This is a genomic window from Enterobacter sp. R4-368, from assembly GCF_000410515.1.
Classification (GTDB): Bacteria; Pseudomonadota; Gammaproteobacteria; order Enterobacterales; family Enterobacteriaceae; genus Kosakonia.
Map to the genome: position 1 here is coordinate 3,814,077 of NC_021500.1, position 17,733 is coordinate 3,831,809.

Genomic DNA, 17,733 nt, shown 5'->3' on the forward strand with positions numbered 1-17,733 from the left:
AGGGCGATGTCGTACATAAATTACAATCATCTCTATTACTTCTGGCATGTCTATCGGGAAGGCTCCGTCGTTGGTGCGGCGGAGGCGCTCTTCCTGACGCCACAAACTATCACCGGGCAGATCAAAGCGCTCGAGGATCGCTTACAGGGCAAGCTTTTCAAGCGTAAAGGAAGGGGACTGGAACCCACCGAGCTGGGGGCGCTGGTTTTCCGTTACGCCGATAAAATGTTTACCCTGAGCCAGGAGATGCTCGACATCATTAACTACCGCAAAGAGTCGAACCTGCTGTTTGATGTCGGCGTCGCCGATGCGCTCTCGAAAAGGCTGGTAAGCGGTATTCTCGATGCGGTTGTACAGGATGGGGAGCAGATTCACTTACGCTGTTTTGAATCCACCCATGAATTGCTGCTGGAACAGTTGAGCCAGCATCAGCTTGATATGATTATCTCCGACTGCCCTATCGATTCCACGCAGCAGGAAGGGCTGTTTTCAGTAAAAATTGGCGAGTGTAGCGTCAGTTTCTGGTGCAGTGATTCGACGCTCAAAAAACCGTTTCCGGCTTGCCTGGAAGAAAGACGCCTGTTAATACCCGGTCGGCGTTCAATGCTTGGTCGTAAGCTGCTGAACTGGTTTAACGCGCAGGGATTGCAGGTAGAAATATTGGGTGAGTTTGATGATGCGGCGCTGATGAAAGCCTTTGGCGCGGCGCATAACGCCATTTTTGTTGCACCGACGTTATATGCGGATGACTTCTATGCTGACGATCGCATGGTAGAAATCGGTCGGGTGGAAAACGTGATGGAGGAGTACCACGCTATTTTCGCAGAACGGATGATTCAGCATCCGGCGGTACAACGCATCTGCAATCGGGATTACGCCGCGCTTTTTACGCCAGCGCAGAAATAAAAAAACCCGCCGAAGCGGGTTTTTTCACAAAGCCAACAACGTAGCGATTAAGCCAGTTTGTTGATCTGCGCGGTCAGGTTAGCCTTATGACGCGCTGCTTTGTTTTTGTGGATCAGACCTTTAGCGGCCTGACGATCCACGATCGGTTGCATTTCGTTAAATGCATTCTGCGCAGCGGCTTTGTCGCCAGCTTCAATTGCTGCGTATACTTTCTTGATGAAAGTACGCATCATTGAACGGCGGCTAGCGTTGTGCTTGCGAGCCTTTTCAGACTGAACGGCGCGCTTCTTAGCTGATTTGATATTAGCCAAGGTCCAACTCCCAAATATGATCTATATGGACAATTCAAAGGCCGGGGAATATGCCCTTTTCGCCTTCTTTTGTCAATGGATTTGTGCAAATAAGCGCCGTTAAAGTACAACGCTCGTTACGTATTGATGGCGCAGGATTCTAACAGCTTGCGTGCCGCGAATACAGCTTTTCCGCCAGAAAAATCGTTATCTAAGGCAGATTTTCATGGCACAGGTAGACAGCCTGATGAAATCCTTCCCCTTTCTGCGTTGTTAAGGCAATCGTCGGTTAACGTCGCCCGCTGTACAAGGTATAATCCGACGATTTTCACTGTTTTGAGCCAGACATGAAGCTGATACGCGGCATACATAATCTCAGCCAGGCACCGCATGGGTGTGTGCTGACTATTGGTAATTTCGATGGTGTGCATCGTGGCCATCAGGCGCTATTACAAGGGCTTGGCGCTGAAGGGCGTGCCCGTGGCCTGCCGGTGGTCGTGATGATTTTTGAGCCGCAGCCGCTGGAATTGTTCGCCGGGGAAAAAGCCCCTGCGCGGCTGACCCGCCTGCGCGAAAAGCTGCGCTTGCTGGCCGATTGCGGTGTGGACTACGTACTCTGCGTGCGCTTCGATCGCCGTTTTGCGGCGCTCACCGCACAAACGTTTGTCAGCGATTTGCTGGTTGAACGCCTTGGAGTGAAATTCCTCGCAGTCGGCGATGATTTCCGTTTTGGCGCTGGTCGCCAGGGGGATTTCTTGTTATTACAGAAGGCCGGTGAAAAGTACGGTTTCAGCGTCACCAGCACGCAAACTTTCTGCCAGGGCGGCGTGCGTGTTAGCAGCACGGCAGTGCGTCAGGCGCTGGCGGAAGATAACCTGGAACTGGCTGCAAATTTACTGGGTCACCCCTTTACCATTTCCGGGCGCGTTGTGCACGGTGATGAACTGGGGCGCACCATTGGTTTCCCGACGGCGAATTTACCGCTGCGCCGTCAGGTCTCCCCGGTCAAAGGGGTATATGCGGTCGAAGTGGCTGGACTGGGCGATGCTGTCCTTCCCGGCGTTGCCAATATTGGTACTCGCCCAACGGTCGCGGGTGTGCGCCAGCAGCTGGAAGTGCATTTGCTTGACGTTGTAATGGACCTCTACGGGCGCCATATAGATGTAGTACTGCGTAAAAAATTACGCAACGAACAGCGATTTGCCTCGCTTGACGAACTGAAAGCGCAAATCGCCCGAGATGAGGTAGCGGCCCGCGACTTTTTTGGGCTATCTAAACCGGCTTCTTAAGGCCTGGTGGTATTAATCAAACCGAAATACGGAACCGAGAATCTGATGAGTGACTATAAATCTACCCTGAATTTGCCGGAAACAGGGTTCCCGATGCGCGGCGATCTCGCCAAGCGCGAACCGGGAATGCTGGCGCGTTGGACTGATGATGACCTGTACGGCATCATCCGTGCGGCGAAAAAAGGCAAAAAAACCTTCATTCTGCATGATGGCCCTCCATATGCGAATGGCAGCATTCATATTGGTCACTCGGTTAACAAAATTCTCAAAGACATTATTGTGAAGTCCAAAGGACTCGCAGGATTTGACTCGCCTTATGTTCCGGGGTGGGATTGCCACGGTCTGCCGATCGAGCTGAAAGTAGAGCAGGAATATGGCAAACCGGGTGAGAAGTTTACCGCCGCCGAATTCCGCGCTAAATGCCGCGAGTACGCCGCCACGCAGGTTGATGGCCAGCGTAAAGACTTTATCCGCCTTGGCGTATTGGGCGACTGGTCGCACCCTTACCTGACCATGGATTTCAAAACCGAAGCCAATATCATTCGCGCGCTCGGTAAAATCATCGGCAACGGTCATCTGCTGAAAGGTGCCAAACCGGTGCACTGGTGCGTCGACTGCCGTTCCGCACTGGCGGAAGCGGAAGTGGAGTACTACGACAAAACCTCCCCGTCTATTGATGTCGCGTTCCACGCGGTCGACCAGGACGCAGTGAAAGCTAAATTTGGTGCCGCTACCGTTAATGGTCCAATCTCGCTGGTTATCTGGACCACCACGCCATGGACGCTGCCTGCGAACCGCGCAATTTCTCTTTCTCCGGAGTTTGACTATGCGCTGGTGCAGATTGACGGTCAGGCGCTGATCCTGGCGAAAGATCTGGTCGATAGCGTGATGAAACGCATCGGCGTTGCTGATTATTCGGTGCTGGGTACGGTAAAAGGTTCTGAACTGGAACTGATGCGCTTTAAGCACCCGTTCCTCGACTTCGACGTTCCGGCGATCCTTGGCGATCACGTCACGCTGGAAGCCGGTACCGGCGCGGTGCATACCGCAGGTGGTCACGGTCCGGATGACTATACCATTAGCCTGAAATACGGTCTGGAGATTGCCAACCCGGTTGGCCCGGATGGTACATATCTGCCGGGGACTTATCCGACGCTGGATGGCGTTAACGTCTTTAAAGCGAACGATCTCATCGTGGCGCTGCTGACTGAAAAAGGCGCGCTGCTGCACGTTGAAAAAATGCAGCACAGCTACCCGTGCTGCTGGCGTCACAAGTCGCCGATCATCTTCCGCGCGACGCCGCAGTGGTTCGTTAGCATGGATCAGAAAGGGCTGCGCGCGCAGTCGCTGAGTGAAATCAAAAGCGTGCAGTGGATCCCGGACTGGGGCCAGGCGCGTATCGAATCGATGGTTGCTAACCGCCCGGACTGGTGTATTTCTCGCCAGCGCACCTGGGGTGTGCCGATGTCGCTGTTCGTGCATAAAGATACCGAAGAGCTGCACCCGCGCACGCTGGAATTGATTGAAGCCGTCGCCAAACGCGTTGAAGTTGACGGTATTCAGGCATGGTGGGATCTCGACCCGCGCGACATCATGGGTGACGATGCCGACAACTATGTGAAAGTGCCGGATACGCTGGACGTCTGGTTTGACTCCGGCTCAACCCACGCCTCTGTTGTCGATGTGCGCCCGGAATTCGCCGGCCATGCAGCAGATATGTATCTGGAAGGTTCGGATCAGCATCGCGGCTGGTTTATGTCCTCGCTGATGATCTCCACAGCGATGAAAGGCAAAGCGCCGTACCGCCAGGTGTTAACGCACGGCTTCACCGTTGATGGTCAGGGACGCAAAATGTCCAAATCCATCGGCAACACCGTTTCACCACAGGAAGTGATGAACAAACTCGGCGCGGATATTCTGCGTCTGTGGGTAGCCTCTACTGACTATACCAGTGAGATGGCGGTTTCCGATGAGATCCTGAAACGTGCTGCCGACAGCTATCGCCGTATCCGTAACACCGCGCGCTTCCTGCTGGCGAACCTGAACGGTTTCGATCCGGCAAAAGACATGGTGAAACCGGAAGAGATGGTGGTGCTGGATCGCTGGGCCGTTGGCTGCGCGAAAGCAGCACAAGAAGACATCGTTAAAGCCTACGAATCCTATGACTTCCATGAAGTGGTACAGCGCCTGATGCGCTTCTGCTCTATCGAAATGGGTTCGTTCTATCTCGACATCATCAAAGACCGCCAGTACACCGCGAAAGCGGACAGCGTGGCGCGCCGTAGCTGCCAGACCGCGCTGTATCACATCTGTGAAGCACTGGTGCGCTGGATGGCGCCGATCATGTCTTTCACCGCTGATGAGATCTGGGGTTATCTGCCAGGTTCCCGCGAGAAATATGTGTTCACCGGTGAATGGTATGAAGGTTTGTTTGGCCTGGCTGACAGCGAAGCAATGAACGATGCCTTCTGGGATGAGCTGCTGAAAGTGCGTGGCGAAGTGAACAAGGTTATCGAGCAGGCGCGCGCCGACAAGAAAGTTGGTGGGTCGCTGGAAGCGGCGGTGACGCTGTTTGCCGAGCCGGAACTGGCAGCGAAGCTGACGGCGTTGGGCACGGAATTGCGATTTGTCCTGTTGACCTCCGGCGCAAAAGTTGCGGATTATGCCAGCGCTTCTGCGGATGCACAGCAGAGCGAGCTGCTCAAAGGGCTGAAAGTCGCATTGAGCAAAGCCGAAGGTGAGAAATGCCCGCGCTGCTGGCATTACACCACCGATGTCGGTCAGGTGGCGGAACACGCAGATATTTGCGGACGCTGTGTAAGCAACGTCGCCGGTGACGGCGAAAAACGTAAGTTTGCCTGATGAGTAAATCGATCTCTTCAACAGGGCTGCGCTGGCTGTGGCTGGTGGTGGTCGTGCTGATTATCGATCTGGGCAGCAAATACCTGATCCTCCAGAACTTTGCTCTGGGGGATACGGTGTCGCTGTTCCCGTCGCTTAATTTGCACTACGCGCGTAATTATGGCGCGGCATTCAGTTTTCTGGCGGACAGCGGCGGCTGGCAGCGCTGGTTCTTCGCGGGTATCGCTATCGGTATCTGCGTGGTGCTGGCGGTGCTGATGTATCGCGCTAAAGCCTCGCAAAAACTGAACAATATCGCCTATGCGCTGATTATTGGCGGCGCGCTGGGTAATCTGTTTGATCGTCTGTGGCATGGCTTTGTCGTCGATATGATCGATTTTTATATGGGCGACTGGCATTTTGCTACCTTTAACCTTGCCGATACCGCAATTTGTATTGGCGCGGCGCTGATTGTGCTGGAAGGTTTCCTGCCCTCAACGGTCGCGAAGAAACAAGCATAAGCCAACCGCTTTGTAGGCCCGGTAAGCTAAGGCTGCCGGGCAATACAATACGAAAACATAAAGAGCAACCTGCATGTCTAAATCCGTACAGAGCGATAGCGCGGTGCTGGTGCACTTCACGCTTAAGCTCGAAGATGGCTCTCTTGCCGAGTCAACCCGCAACAATGGCAAACCGGCGCTGTTTCGCCTTGGCGACGGTTCACTCTCCGAAGGACTGGAACAACATCTGCTTGGCCTGAAAGCCGGGGAAAAAAAAGTCTTTTCTCTGGAGCCAGACGCCGCATTCGGCACGCCGAGCCCGGATCTGATTCAGTACTTCTCGCGCCGTGAATTTATGGATGCCGGTGAGCCGGAAGTCGGTGCGATTATGCTCTTTACCGCAATGGACGGCAGCGAAATGCCGGGCGTGATCCGTGAAGTCAACGGCGATTCGATTACCGTCGATTTCAACCATCCGCTGGCGGGCAGAACGGTTCATTTTGATATCGACGTGCTGGAAGTTGATCCGGCACTGGAGGAGACAAATGCAGATCCTGTTGGCTAACCCGCGCGGTTTTTGCGCCGGCGTTGACCGCGCTATCAGCATTGTTGAAAACGCGCTGGCTCTCTACGGCGCACCGATTTATGTGCGCCATGAAGTGGTGCACAACCGCTATGTTGTCGATAGCCTGCGTGAACGTGGCGCAATCTTTATTGAGCAAATCAGCGAAGTGCCGGATGGCGCGATCCTGATTTTCTCCGCCCACGGCGTCTCTCAGGCGGTGCGTAACGAAGCGAAAAGCCGCGATTTGACCGTCTTTGACGCTACCTGCCCGCTGGTCACCAAAGTGCATATGGAAGTGGCACGCGCCAGCCGCCGCGGCGAAGAAGCGATTCTGATCGGTCACGCCGGTCACCCGGAAGTGGAAGGCACCATGGGCCAGTACAGCAACCCGAAAGGGGGAATGTACCTGGTTGAATCGCCGGAAGATGTCGACATGCTGGATATCAAAGACGCGGGTAAACTGTCGTTTATGACGCAAACCACGCTCTCCGTGGACGATACGTCAGATGTGATTGACGCGCTGCGCGCGCGCTTCCCGCAGATTGTCGGCCCGCGCAAAGACGATATTTGCTACGCCACTACCAACCGGCAGGAAGCTGTGCGCGCGCTGGCGGAGCAGGCGGAAGTGGTGCTGGTGGTCGGTTCGAAAAACTCTTCTAACTCTAACCGTCTGGCCGAACTGGCACAGCGGATGGGGAAAGCGGCGTATCTCATCGACGACGCCTCTGATATTCAGGAGGCATGGGTAAAAGGCATTAACTGCGTGGGCGTCACCGCCGGGGCTTCCGCGCCGGATATCCTGGTGCAAAATGTTATTGTCCGCTTGCAGGAACTGGGCGGCGGCGAAGCGATCCCGCTGGAAGGGCGCGAAGAGAATATTGTCTTCGAAGTGCCGAAAGAGCTGCGGGTGGATGTTCGCGAAGTCGAATAACGTTTTACGCGAAACTTTATGCGAAGATGCCAGACTGAGTCTGGCATTTTTTATGGATAATTCTGGAGGCGTGATGCGTTTTCCCATGATTCTCGACACCGATCCCGGTATCGATGATGCCGTTGCCCTTGCCGCCGCGCTGTTCGCGCCGCAGTGCGATCTCAAACTTATCACCACCGTTGCCGGTAATGTTTCGCTGGAAAAAACCACCCGTAACGCGCTGCAACTGCTGAATTTCTGGCATGCGGATATCCCGCTGGCGCAGGGCGCGGCAACACCTCTGCTGCGGCCGTTGTACAGCGCCGCCGACGTACACGGCGAATCCGGCATGGATGGCTACGATTTTATTGAGCATCAGCGCCAGCCATTGGCTGTCCCTGCTTTTCAGGCAATCCGCGACGTACTGCTGGCTTCGCCGGAACCGGTAACGCTGGTCACTATCGGCCCGTTAACCAACATTGCGCTACTGTTGACGCACTACCCGGAGTGCCAGTTCAACATTCGCCGTCTGGTGATGATGGGGGGCTCTGCCGGGCGCGGCAATTTTACGCCCAATGCCGAATTTAATATCGCTATCGATCCCGAGGCCGCTGCGCGCGTGTTCAATAGCGGGCTGGAGATCGTGATGTGCGGGCTGGATGTGACCAACCGCGCAACGTTGACACCGGAATATCTGGCGACGCTGCCAGCGCTGAACAACACCGGCAAAATGTTACATGCGCTGTTTAGCCACTATCGCAGCGGCAGCATGGAGACCGGGCTGCGGATGCACGATCTCTGCGCTATCGCCTGGCTGGCTCGTCCGGAACTGTTTACGCTGAAACCCTGTTTTGTTGCCGTGGAGACTCAGGGGCAATATACCGCAGGAACAACGGTGGTGGATATTGAAGGCAAACTGGGGCGACAATCCACTGCACAGGTGGCGCTGGAAATCGACGTAGAGGGTTTTCGCAATTGGGTGGCCGAAGTGCTGGCGCTGGCACCTTAACGTCATGCCTTTTACTGATATTTCCGGCTGTATATCATTAATTTCTTATTATCGGCGTTTTCGGCTGGTGGCTCCGACACGGGCTGGTTAATCTGGAAACGATTCTTACGCATTATTTTAACAAAAGAGCACAACTATGCATGATGCACCAATCCGCGTAGCCATCGCGGGCGCTGGCGGGCGTATGGGCCGCCAGCTGATTCAGGCGGCACTGGCAATGGATGGCGTCGAACTTGGCGCGGCGCTGGAGCGCGAAGGTTCTTCTCTGCTGGGAAGCGACGCAGGTGAACTGGCGGGCGCGGCGAAAACCGGTGTGACCGTGCAGAGCAGCCTTGAGGCGGTGAAAGAGGATTTCGATGTCTTTATCGATTTTACCCGCCCGGAAGGCACGCTGACGCACCTGGCTTTCTGTCGGCAGCACCGTAAAGGAATGGTAATTGGCACTACCGGTTTTGATGACGCGGGCAAGCAGGCCATTACCGAAGCGGCACAAGATATCGCCATTGTTTTTGCTGCCAACTTTAGCGTTGGCGTCAATGTCATGCTGAAGCTGCTGGAGAAAGCGGCGAAAGTTATGGGTGAGTATACCGATATCGAAATTATCGAAGCGCACCATCGCTACAAAGTCGATGCTCCGTCAGGAACGGCGCTGGCGATGGGCGAGGCGATTGCCGGTGCACTGAATAAAGATTTAAAAACGTGTGCCGTTTATGCGCGTGAAGGGCATACCGGCGAGCGTGTTCCCGGCACGATTGGCTTTGCCACGGTGCGAGCAGGCGACATCGTCGGCGAACATACAGCGATGTTCGCCGATATTGGCGAACGTGTTGAAATCACACATAAAGCCTCCAGTCGCATGACTTTTGCCAATGGCGCGGTTCGTTCTGCTTTATGGCTAAAAGGAAAGAGTAATGGCCTTTTTGATATGCGAGACGTGCTTGATCTCAACAATTTATAAGATTTATTACCCATCGTGATGTGGTTGTTGCAGTCATAATCAATTGATTGCAAAGGGCAATATTTTATTGCCCTTTTATTTTTCCTTTTTCATCCTTCATTTTATCCAAACCTGCCATAATCTCTGTTTATCTCTCTTTTTTATGTTTCTCAATTGTAAATTTTGACCATCTGGTCTACTTTTTTGATATCCATCGCCATAAAATGCAATTTTCTCGGCACGCAAGCGTTTTCCCTGTGAGTTTGTCTGATCTTTTTATCGATTAAATCCAATAATAAGAGGCAATGGCGTAAAACAATAAGAAAAATACCGGAGAAAAGTTGACTTTTAACCGACATCTCTCCAGAATGCCGCCGTTTGCCAAAAATCCACGGCAAGCAAATTTGCATTGATTCAGGTTCTCAATATGAATTAATATGCAAATAAAGTGAGTGAATATTCTCTGGAGGGTGTTTTGATTAAGTCAGCGCTATTGGTTCTGGAAGACGGAACCCAGTTTCACGGTCGGGCCATAGGGGCAACGGGCACGGCGGTTGGGGAAGTCGTTTTCAATACTTCAATGACCGGTTATCAAGAAATCCTCACTGATCCTTCCTATTCCCGCCAAATCGTTACTCTTACTTATCCTCATATCGGCAATGTCGGCACCAACTCCGCTGACGAAGAGTCCTCTCAGGTACATGCGCAAGGCCTTGTCATTCGCGACCTGCCGCTGATCGCCAGCAACTTCCGCAGTACCGAAGACCTCTCTTCTTATCTGAAGCGCCATAACATTGTGGCGATTGCTGATATTGATACCCGTAAGTTGACTCGTCTGCTGCGTGAAAAGGGCGCGCAGAACGGCTGCATCATCGCTGGTGATAATGTTGATGCCGCGCTGGCGCTGGAAAAAGCGAAAGCCTTCCCGGGCCTGAACGGTATGGACCTGGCGAAAGAAGTCACAACGGCGGAGACCTACAGTTGGACGCAAGGCAGCTGGACACTGGCGGGTGACCTGCCGCCGGCGAAGAGCGAGAGTGAGTTGCCGTACCACGTTGTGGCATACGATTACGGCGCAAAACGCAACATTCTGCGCATGCTGGTAGACAGAGGTTGCCGACTGACGGTGGTTCCGGCGAAAACCCCGGCGGCGGATGTTCTGAAACTCAATCCGGACGGCATTTTCCTGTCTAACGGCCCTGGCGACCCGGCACCGTGCGATTATGCTATCGAGGCGATTAAAACTTTCCTTGAAACGGATATTCCGGTGTTCGGTATCTGCCTGGGCCATCAGCTGCTGGCGCTGGCGAGCGGTGCGAAGACGGTGAAAATGAAGTTTGGCCACCACGGCGGTAACCATCCGGTAAAAGATATTGATAACAATACCGTGATGATCACTGCGCAGAACCACGGTTTCGCGGTTGATGAAGCGTCAATGCCTGCAAATCTGCGCGTAACGCACAAATCCCTGTTCGATGGCACGCTACAAGGCATTCATCGCACTGATAAACCGGCGTTTAGTTTCCAGGGACACCCGGAAGCAAGTCCTGGCCCGCACGACGCCGCGCCGCTGTTTGACCACTTTATTGAGTTAATCGAGCAGTATCGTAATACCGCCAAATAATCAGGAGAAAAGAGCAATGCCAAAACGTACAGACCTAAAAAGCATCCTGATCCTTGGCGCTGGTCCGATTGTTATCGGCCAGGCATGTGAATTTGACTACTCTGGCGCACAAGCGTGTAAAGCGCTGCGTGAAGAGGGTTACCGCGTCATTCTGGTGAACTCCAACCCGGCGACCATTATGACCGACCCGGAGATGGCCGATGCGACCTATATCGAGCCGATCCACTGGGAAGTGGTACGCAAAATTATCGAAAAAGAGCGTCCGGATGCCGTTCTGCCGACCATGGGCGGCCAGACCGCGCTGAACTGCGCGCTGGAACTGGAACGCCAGGGCGTGCTGGAAGAGTTCGGCGTCACCATGATTGGCGCGACTGCCGATGCGATTGATAAAGCGGAAGACCGCCGTCGCTTCGACATTGCGATGAAAAAAATCGGCCTCGACACGGCGCGTTCCGGTATCGCGCATACCATGGATGAAGCGCTGGCGGTGGCGGCTGATGTTGGTTATCCGTGCATTATTCGCCCCTCCTTTACCATGGGCGGCACCGGTGGCGGTATCGCGTATAACCGCGAAGAGTTCGAAGAGATTTGCGCCCGCGGGCTGGATCTCTCGCCGACCAATGAGCTGCTGATTGATGAGTCGCTGATTGGCTGGAAAGAGTACGAGATGGAAGTGGTGCGCGATAAAAACGACAACTGCATCATTGTCTGCTCGATTGAAAACTTCGACGCCATGGGCATTCATACCGGTGACTCCATCACCGTAGCTCCTGCGCAAACGCTGACCGACAAAGAGTACCAAATCATGCGTAACGCCTCGATGGCGGTGCTGCGTGAAATCGGCGTTGAAACCGGCGGTTCGAACGTACAGTTCGCGGTAAACCCGAAAAATGGTCGTCTGATTGTTATCGAAATGAACCCGCGTGTATCGCGTTCTTCGGCGCTGGCGTCGAAAGCGACCGGTTTCCCGATTGCGAAAGTCGCGGCGAAACTGGCGGTGGGCTACACGCTGGATGAACTGATGAACGATATCACCGGCGGGCGTACCCCGGCCTCGTTCGAACCGTCTATCGACTATGTTGTGACCAAAATTCCGCGCTTCAACTTCGAGAAATTTGTGGGCGCGAATGACCGTCTGACCACGCAGATGAAATCTGTTGGTGAAGTGATGGCGATTGGTCGTACCCAGCAGGAATCGATGCAGAAAGCGCTGCGCGGCCTGGAAGTGGGCGCGACCGGTTTCGACCCGAAAGTCAGCCTTGAGGACCCGGAAGCCCTGACGAAAATCCGTCGCGAGCTGAAAGACGCAGGCGCTGAGCGTATCTGGTATATCGCCGATGCGTTCCGTGCGGGCTTGTCTGTTGATGGCGTGTTCAACCTGACCAATATCGACCGCTGGTTCCTGGTGCAAATCGAAGAGCTGGTGCGCCTGGAAGAGCAGGTGGCAAGCGTGGGGATCAACGGTCTCGACGCTGACTTCCTGCGTACCCTGAAGCGTAAAGGTTTTGCCGATGCGCGCCTGGCAAAACTGGTCGGCGTGCGCGAAGCGGAAATCCGTAAGCTGCGCGATCAGTACAATCTGCACCCGGTCTATAAACGTGTGGATACCTGTGCGGCGGAATTTGCGACCGATACCGCTTACATGTACTCCACGTACGAAGAAGAGTGCGAAGCCAATCCGAACCATGATCGCGAAAAAATCATGGTGCTCGGCGGTGGGCCAAACCGTATCGGCCAGGGCATTGAGTTCGACTACTGCTGCGTACATGCGTCGCTAGCGCTGCGCGAAGATGGTTACGAGACCATCATGGTCAACTGTAACCCGGAAACCGTGTCGACCGATTACGACACGTCTGACCGTCTCTACTTCGAACCGGTTACTTTCGAAGACGTGCTGGAAATTGTGCGTATCGAAAAACCGAAAGGCGTTATCGTGCAGTACGGCGGCCAGACACCGCTGAAACTGGCGCGCGCGCTGGAAGCCGCCGGTGTGCCGGTGATTGGCACCAGCCCGGATGCTATCGACCGTGCGGAAGACCGCGAGCGCTTCCAGCACGCCGTTGAACGCCTGAAACTGAAACAGCCAGCTAACGCTACGGTTACCGCGCTGGAGCAGGCGGTTGAAAAAGCGAAAGAGATCACTTACCCGCTGGTGGTGCGTCCTTCTTACGTCCTCGGCGGTCGCGCCATGGAAATCGTCTATGACGAAATCGACCTGCGCCGCTACTTTATGACCGCGGTCAGCGTTTCCAACGACGCGCCGGTGCTGCTGGACAAGTTCCTCGACGACGCGGTGGAAGTGGATGTCGATGCGATTTGCGACGGCGAAAGCGTGCTGATTGGCGGCATCATGGAGCATATCGAACAGGCGGGCGTGCACTCCGGTGACTCCGCATGTTCACTGCCTGCTTACACCCTGAGCCAGGAAATCCAGGATGTGATGCGCCAGCAAGTGCAGAAACTGGCGTTTGAATTGCAGGTTCGCGGTCTGATGAACGTGCAATTTGCGGTGAAAGATAACGAAGTTTATCTGATTGAGGTCAACCCGCGTGCCGCGCGTACCGTGCCGTTCGTCTCCAAAGCCACCGGCTTGCCGCTGGCAAAAGTGGCGGCGCGCGTGATGACCGGCAAAACGCTGGCTCAGCAAGGCCACACCAAAGAGATTATCCCGCCGTACTACTCGGTAAAAGAAGTGGTGCTGCCGTTTAACAAGTTCCCGGGCGTTGACCCACTGTTAGGGCCGGAAATGCGCTCTACCGGTGAGGTGATGGGTGTGGGACGTACCTTTGCCGAAGCCTTCGCCAAAGCGCAACTGGGCAGTAACTCGACCATGAAAAAACAGGGTCGCGCGCTGCTGTCAGTACGCGAAGGGGATAAAGAGCGCGTGGTGGATCTCGCCGCGAAGCTGCTGAAACAGGGTTTTGAACTGGATGCGACCCACGGCACGGCGATTGTGCTGGGTGAAGCGGGCATTAACCCACGTCTGGTGAATAAGGTGCATGAAGGTCGCCCGCACATTCAGGATCGTATCAAGAATGGCGAATACACCTACATCATCAACACCACGGCGGGGCGTCAGGCGATTGAGGATTCCAAGCTGATTCGCCGTAGCGCACTACAGTATAAAGTGCACTACGACACCACGCTGAACGGCGGCTTTGCTACCGCGATGGCGCTGAATGCCGATGCCACAGAAAAAGTGATTTCCGTGCAGGAAATGCACGCGCAGATTAGCAAATAATCCGCTCCCCCTCTCTCCCTTGCGGAGAGAGGGTTCTCTACTCCCCCTTCAGAGTGTTCTGCATTTTCCCCACCGTTCAGTGAGTTAGCCTAAAATGGCTAAACAGACGAATGAAATTCACTGGAAAGCAGGGAGATAACCATGCGAACTAAACTTCTGATGACCTCGATTTTTACTGCAGCAGCACTGTTTACCGTTGCCGGGTGTTCCTCCAACCAGGCGGTACGCACCACTGATGGCCGCACCATTGTGACCGACGGCAAACCGCAGGTGGATAAAGACACCGGGCTGGTTTCTTATAAAAATGCAGAAACCGGAAAAACCGAGCAGATTAACCGCGATCAGGTGAAAAACATGAGCGAACTGGATAACTAATCCCTTCCTCATTTGCGGTGGCTCCGGCTACCGCATGCCTTTCCCTCATTCCCGCACAGATTACCGCTTTTAGCCAGACGATTAACTGACTACACTTTCAAGAAAAAGCGTGTAGTGAAAACAGGTTAATCAATGATCCTCATAATTTATGCCCATCCTTATCCGCAGCATTCGCATGCGAATAAGCGCATGATTGAGCAGGCAGGGACGCTGGAAGACGTTGAAATACGTTCTCTGTACGAACTCTATCCTGACTTCAATATTGACGTCGCCGCCGAGCAGGAGGCGATTTCCCGTGCCGATTTGGTTATCTGGCAACATCCGATGCAGTGGTACAGTGTGCCGCCATTATTCAAACTCTGGCTGGATAAAGTGCTGGCGCACGGCTGGGCGTATGGCCACGGTGGCACGGCGCTTCACGGCAAAAGCGTGTTGTGGGCGGTGACGACGGGGGGGGGCGACAACCATTTTGATATCGGCTCGCATCCCGGTTTTGATGTACTTTCCCAGCCGCTGCAGGCGACAGCGCTTTATTGCGGGATGAACTGGCTGACGCCTTTTGCTGTGCACTGTACGTTTATTTGCGACGATGAAACGCTGCAGGCGCAGGCGCGCCATTACAAACAACGTTTACTGGAGTGGCAGGAGGTGCAGTATGGATAGCCATTCGTTAATTCAGGCGCTGATCTATCTCGGATCGGCGGCGCTGATCGTGCCGATCGCCATGCGCCTGGGGCTGGGATCGGTGCTTGGCTATCTGATTGCCGGGGGCATTATTGGCCCATGGGGATTGCGGCTGGTAACCGACGCGGAATCTATCCTCCATTTTGCAGAAATCGGCGTCGTACTGATGCTGTTTGTGATTGGCCTTGAACTCGATCCACAGCGTTTATGGAAACTGCGTGCGTCGGTGTTTGGCGGTGGTGCGCTGCAAATGGCCAGTTGTGGATTGTTACTCGGCGGGTTTTGCGCGCTGCTCGGGCTCCCGTGGCCGGTCGCGGTGTTAATCGGTCTGACGCTGGCGTTGTCATCAACGGCGATTGCCATGCAGGCGATGAATGAGCGCAACCTTACGATATCGCAAATGGGGCGCAGCGCCTTTTCCGTGTTGTTGTTCCAGGATATCGCCGCCATCCCGTTGGTGGCGATGATCCCTTTGCTGGCTGCCAGCGGTGGGGCGATGACGCTCAGCGCCTTCGCGCTTTCGGCGCTGAAAGTTGTTGCCGCGCTGACACTGGTGGTGCTGATCGGGCGCTATGTTGCTCGCCCGGCGCTGCGCTTCGTGGCGCGATCCGGTTTGCGGGAAGTGTTCTGCGCCGTGGCGCTGTTCCTGGTCTTCGGTTTCGGCTTATTGCTGGAAGAGGCGGGGTTGTCGATGGCGATGGGCGCGTTTCTTGCCGGTGTGTTGCTTGCCAGCTCCGAGTATCGTCATGCGCTGGAAAGCGATATTGAGCCCTTTAAAGGCCTGCTGCTCGGGCTGTTTTTTATCGGTGTGGGAATGTCGATCGACTTCGGCACGCTGGTGACGCATCCGCTGCGCATCTTACTGCTGCTGGTCGGTTTTTTGGTGATCAAAAGCGCGGTGCTGTGGCTGATTGCTCGTCCGTTGCGTGTGCCTGGCAAGCAGCGGTTGTGGTTTGCCGCCCTGCTGGGGCAAGGGAGTGAGTTCGCCTTTGTGGTGTTTGGCACCGCGCAAACGGCACAGGTGCTGGATAGCGAATGGGCGAAAGCGCTAACCCTGACGGTCGCGCTGTCGATGGCCGCAACGCCGCTGTTACTGGTGCTGTTGGCCCGTCTTGAAGCATCCGGTAGTCAGCAGGAGCGCGAAGCGGATGAAATCGACGAGGAAGACGCGCGGGTCATTATTGCCGGGTTCGGACGTTTCGGGCAGATCGCCGGGCGTTTGTTGCTCTCCAGCGGCGTGAAGATGGTGGTTCTGGATCACGATCCCGATCATATTGAAACGCTGCGTAAATTCGGCATGAAGGTGTTTTATGGCGATGCGACACGCGTTGATTTGCTGGAATCTGCCGGTGCCGGACGGGCAGAAGTATTAATTAATGCCATCGACGATCCGCAGGCCAGCCTACAATTAACGGAGCTGGCAAAAGAGCATTTCCCGGATCTGCGCATTATTGCCCGTGCCCGCGACGTCGATCACTACATTCGCTTGCGCCAGGCCGGTGTCGAGAAACCGGAGCGTGAAACCTTCGAAGCAGCGCTGAAAACGGGAAGGCTGGCGCTGGAAGGTTTGGGACTGGGTTCATATGAAGCGCGTGAACGCGCCGATCATTTCCGCCGCTTCAACACCTCAATGGTGGAAGAGATGGCGCAGGTGGAAAACGATACGCAGGCGCGTGCGGCGGTGTTTAAACGCACCAGTGCGATGCTGACGGAAATCATTTCGGAAGACAGAGCGCATCTGTCATTAACCCAGCGCCACGGCTGGCAGGGTACGGAAGAGGGGCGTCATACTGGCGATCCCGCAGACGAACCAGCGGTTAAACCGCAAGCGTAAATTACCGCTTACGGATAACTTGCTGATTCAACACGGCTGGCAAGCTGGCGGTGCAGATTCGGGGGGCGGTGCCGCCAGCAGAATAGAAAATTTTCTTATTCTTTACCTCGCGCCCCGTCGACGAAAGATTGCGCTTTCCGTATAGTGGCGGCAATTTTTTGGCTTCCAGGAATGAATAAATGATCAGTCTGATTGCGGCGTTGGCAGTGGATCGCGTCATCGGCATGGAGAATGCGATGCCGTGGAACTTACCTGCCGATCTCGCCTGGTTTAAACGCAATACGTTAAACAAACCGGTAGTGATGGGTCGCCTGACGTGGGAATCCATCGGTCGTCCGCTGCCGGGTCGTAAGAATATCGTGATCAGTAGCCAGCCGGGCACTGATGATCGCGTGCAGTGGGTGAAGTCCGTTGATGAAGCGATTGCACAATGCGATGGTGCTGAAGAGATCATGGTGATTGGCGGTGGTCGTGTTTACGAGCAGTTTCTGCCGAAAGCGCAGCGTTTGTACCTGACACACATTGATGCGGAAGTGGAAGGTGATACCCATTTCCCGGATTACGATCCGGACGACTGGGATTCCGTGTTCAGTGAGTTCCACGACGCGGACGCGCAGAATTCTCACAGTTACTGTTTCGAGATCCTTGAGCGCCGTTAATTCACTGCGCTACGGCCGTGGTTGCACGGCAACGTTAGGTTTCTTCTCTTTCCCCGGCCCAGGCCGGGG

The 17,733-nt window shown here is 54.7% G+C and carries 15 protein-coding genes; 14 read left to right on the forward strand and 1 reads right to left on the reverse strand.

Features of this window, described 5'->3' with window-relative positions:
* The first annotated feature begins 6 nt into the window (after nucleotides 1-6).
* The gene (nhaR, locus tag H650_RS17835; RefSeq protein ID WP_020456496.1) at nucleotides 7-906 is read left to right on the forward strand and encodes a transcriptional activator NhaR; all 900 of its coding nucleotides are present in this window, start codon (nucleotides 7-9) and stop codon (nucleotides 904-906) included.
* A gap of 47 nt (nucleotides 907-953) precedes the next feature.
* On the opposite strand, the gene rpsT is transcribed toward nhaR, so the two are convergent.
* Nucleotides 954-1,217: a 30S ribosomal protein S20 gene (rpsT, locus tag H650_RS17840; protein WP_003856458.1), complete on the reverse strand. Its 264-nt coding sequence runs from the start codon at nucleotides 1,215-1,217 to the stop codon at nucleotides 954-956.
* Between the two features lie 326 nt (nucleotides 1,218-1,543).
* On the opposite strand from rpsT, the gene ribF reads away from it, so the two are divergent.
* The 13 genes from ribF (at nucleotide 1,544) to folA (ending at nucleotide 17,664) form a co-directional block, all read left to right on the forward strand.
* Nucleotides 1,544-2,485, forward strand: a complete 942-nt coding sequence (gene ribF, locus H650_RS17845; protein WP_020456497.1) for a bifunctional riboflavin kinase/FAD synthetase — start codon at nucleotides 1,544-1,546, stop codon at nucleotides 2,483-2,485.
* Nucleotides 2,486-2,530: 45 nt separating this feature from the next.
* On the forward strand, nucleotides 2,531-5,347 hold the full coding sequence (ileS, locus tag H650_RS17850) for an isoleucine--tRNA ligase (RefSeq protein WP_020456498.1): 2,817 nt from the start codon (nucleotides 2,531-2,533) through the stop codon (nucleotides 5,345-5,347).
* Nucleotides 5,347-5,847, forward strand: coding sequence for a signal peptidase II (gene lspA, locus H650_RS17855; RefSeq protein WP_020456499.1), 501 nt, complete (start codon nucleotides 5,347-5,349; stop codon nucleotides 5,845-5,847). The genes ileS and lspA overlap by 1 nt, the downstream gene beginning before the upstream one ends.
* Nucleotides 5,848-5,920: 73 nt before the next feature.
* Nucleotides 5,921-6,391 (forward strand): FKBP-type peptidyl-prolyl cis-trans isomerase, encoded by a 471-nt coding sequence (gene fkpB, locus H650_RS17860; protein WP_020456500.1) that lies wholly within the window; start codon nucleotides 5,921-5,923, stop codon nucleotides 6,389-6,391.
* Nucleotides 6,372-7,322, forward strand: coding sequence for a 4-hydroxy-3-methylbut-2-enyl diphosphate reductase (gene ispH / locus H650_RS17865; RefSeq protein WP_020456501.1), 951 nt, complete (start codon nucleotides 6,372-6,374; stop codon nucleotides 7,320-7,322). Before fkpB ends, ispH begins: the two co-directional genes overlap by 20 nt.
* 73 nt (nucleotides 7,323-7,395) lie before the next feature.
* Nucleotides 7,396-8,310, forward strand: a complete 915-nt coding sequence (gene rihC, locus H650_RS17870) for a ribonucleoside hydrolase RihC (protein WP_044489786.1) — start codon at nucleotides 7,396-7,398, stop codon at nucleotides 8,308-8,310.
* A 136-nt stretch (nucleotides 8,311-8,446) separates the two neighbouring features.
* Nucleotides 8,447-9,268, forward strand: coding sequence for a 4-hydroxy-tetrahydrodipicolinate reductase (gene dapB / locus H650_RS17875; protein WP_020456503.1), 822 nt, complete (start codon nucleotides 8,447-8,449; stop codon nucleotides 9,266-9,268).
* Between the two features lie 454 nt (nucleotides 9,269-9,722).
* On the forward strand, nucleotides 9,723-10,871 hold the full coding sequence (carA, locus tag H650_RS17885) for a glutamine-hydrolyzing carbamoyl-phosphate synthase small subunit (protein WP_044489559.1): 1,149 nt from the start codon (nucleotides 9,723-9,725) through the stop codon (nucleotides 10,869-10,871).
* Nucleotides 10,872-10,887: 16 nt separating this feature from the next.
* Complete coding sequence (gene carB, locus H650_RS17890) at nucleotides 10,888-14,112, forward strand: carbamoyl-phosphate synthase large subunit (protein ID WP_020456506.1); 3,225 nt, start codon at nucleotides 10,888-10,890, stop codon at nucleotides 14,110-14,112.
* A 141-nt stretch (nucleotides 14,113-14,253) separates the two neighbouring features.
* Nucleotides 14,254-14,487 carry a YgdI/YgdR family lipoprotein gene (locus H650_RS17895; RefSeq protein WP_020456507.1) on the forward strand — a complete coding sequence of 78 codons (234 nt, stop codon included), beginning with the start codon at nucleotides 14,254-14,256 and terminating at the stop codon, nucleotides 14,485-14,487.
* Nucleotides 14,488-14,619: 132 nt separating this feature from the next.
* Entirely contained in the window at nucleotides 14,620-15,150 is a 531-nt protein-coding gene (gene kefF, locus H650_RS17900) for a glutathione-regulated potassium-efflux system oxidoreductase KefF (protein WP_020456508.1), read from the forward strand.
* Nucleotides 15,143-17,005 (forward strand): glutathione-regulated potassium-efflux system protein KefC, encoded by a 1,863-nt coding sequence (kefC, locus tag H650_RS17905; RefSeq protein WP_020456509.1) that lies wholly within the window; start codon nucleotides 15,143-15,145, stop codon nucleotides 17,003-17,005. Before kefF ends, kefC begins: the two co-directional genes overlap by 8 nt.
* A 179-nt stretch (nucleotides 17,006-17,184) precedes the next feature.
* Nucleotides 17,185-17,664 carry a type 3 dihydrofolate reductase gene (gene folA / locus H650_RS17910; RefSeq protein WP_020456510.1) on the forward strand — a complete coding sequence of 160 codons (480 nt, stop codon included), beginning with the start codon at nucleotides 17,185-17,187 and terminating at the stop codon, nucleotides 17,662-17,664.
* The last annotated feature ends 69 nt before the right edge of the window (nucleotides 17,665-17,733 follow it).

Excerpts from the sequence above, each read along its gene's own strand:
- nhaR (WP_020456496.1), top strand. The coding sequence starts at position 7 with ATGTCGTACATAAATTACAATCATCTCTATTACTTCTGGCATGTCTAT.
- ribF (WP_020456497.1), top strand. The coding sequence starts at position 1,544 with ATGAAGCTGATACGCGGCATACATAATCTCAGCCAGGCACCGCATGGG.
- ileS (WP_020456498.1), top strand. The coding sequence starts at position 2,531 with ATGAGTGACTATAAATCTACCCTGAATTTGCCGGAAACAGGGTTCCCG.
- lspA (WP_020456499.1), top strand. The coding sequence starts at position 5,347 with ATGAGTAAATCGATCTCTTCAACAGGGCTGCGCTGGCTGTGGCTGGTG.
- fkpB (WP_020456500.1), top strand. The coding sequence starts at position 5,921 with ATGTCTAAATCCGTACAGAGCGATAGCGCGGTGCTGGTGCACTTCACG.
- ispH (WP_020456501.1), top strand. The coding sequence starts at position 6,372 with ATGCAGATCCTGTTGGCTAACCCGCGCGGTTTTTGCGCCGGCGTTGAC.
- rihC (WP_044489786.1), top strand. The coding sequence starts at position 7,396 with ATGCGTTTTCCCATGATTCTCGACACCGATCCCGGTATCGATGATGCC.
- dapB (WP_020456503.1), top strand. The coding sequence starts at position 8,447 with ATGCATGATGCACCAATCCGCGTAGCCATCGCGGGCGCTGGCGGGCGT.
- carB (WP_020456506.1), top strand. The coding sequence starts at position 10,888 with ATGCCAAAACGTACAGACCTAAAAAGCATCCTGATCCTTGGCGCTGGT.
- H650_RS17895 (WP_020456507.1), top strand. The coding sequence starts at position 14,254 with ATGCGAACTAAACTTCTGATGACCTCGATTTTTACTGCAGCAGCACTG.
- kefF (WP_020456508.1), top strand. The coding sequence starts at position 14,620 with ATGATCCTCATAATTTATGCCCATCCTTATCCGCAGCATTCGCATGCG.
- kefC (WP_020456509.1), top strand. The coding sequence starts at position 15,143 with ATGGATAGCCATTCGTTAATTCAGGCGCTGATCTATCTCGGATCGGCG.
- folA (WP_020456510.1), top strand. The coding sequence starts at position 17,185 with ATGATCAGTCTGATTGCGGCGTTGGCAGTGGATCGCGTCATCGGCATG.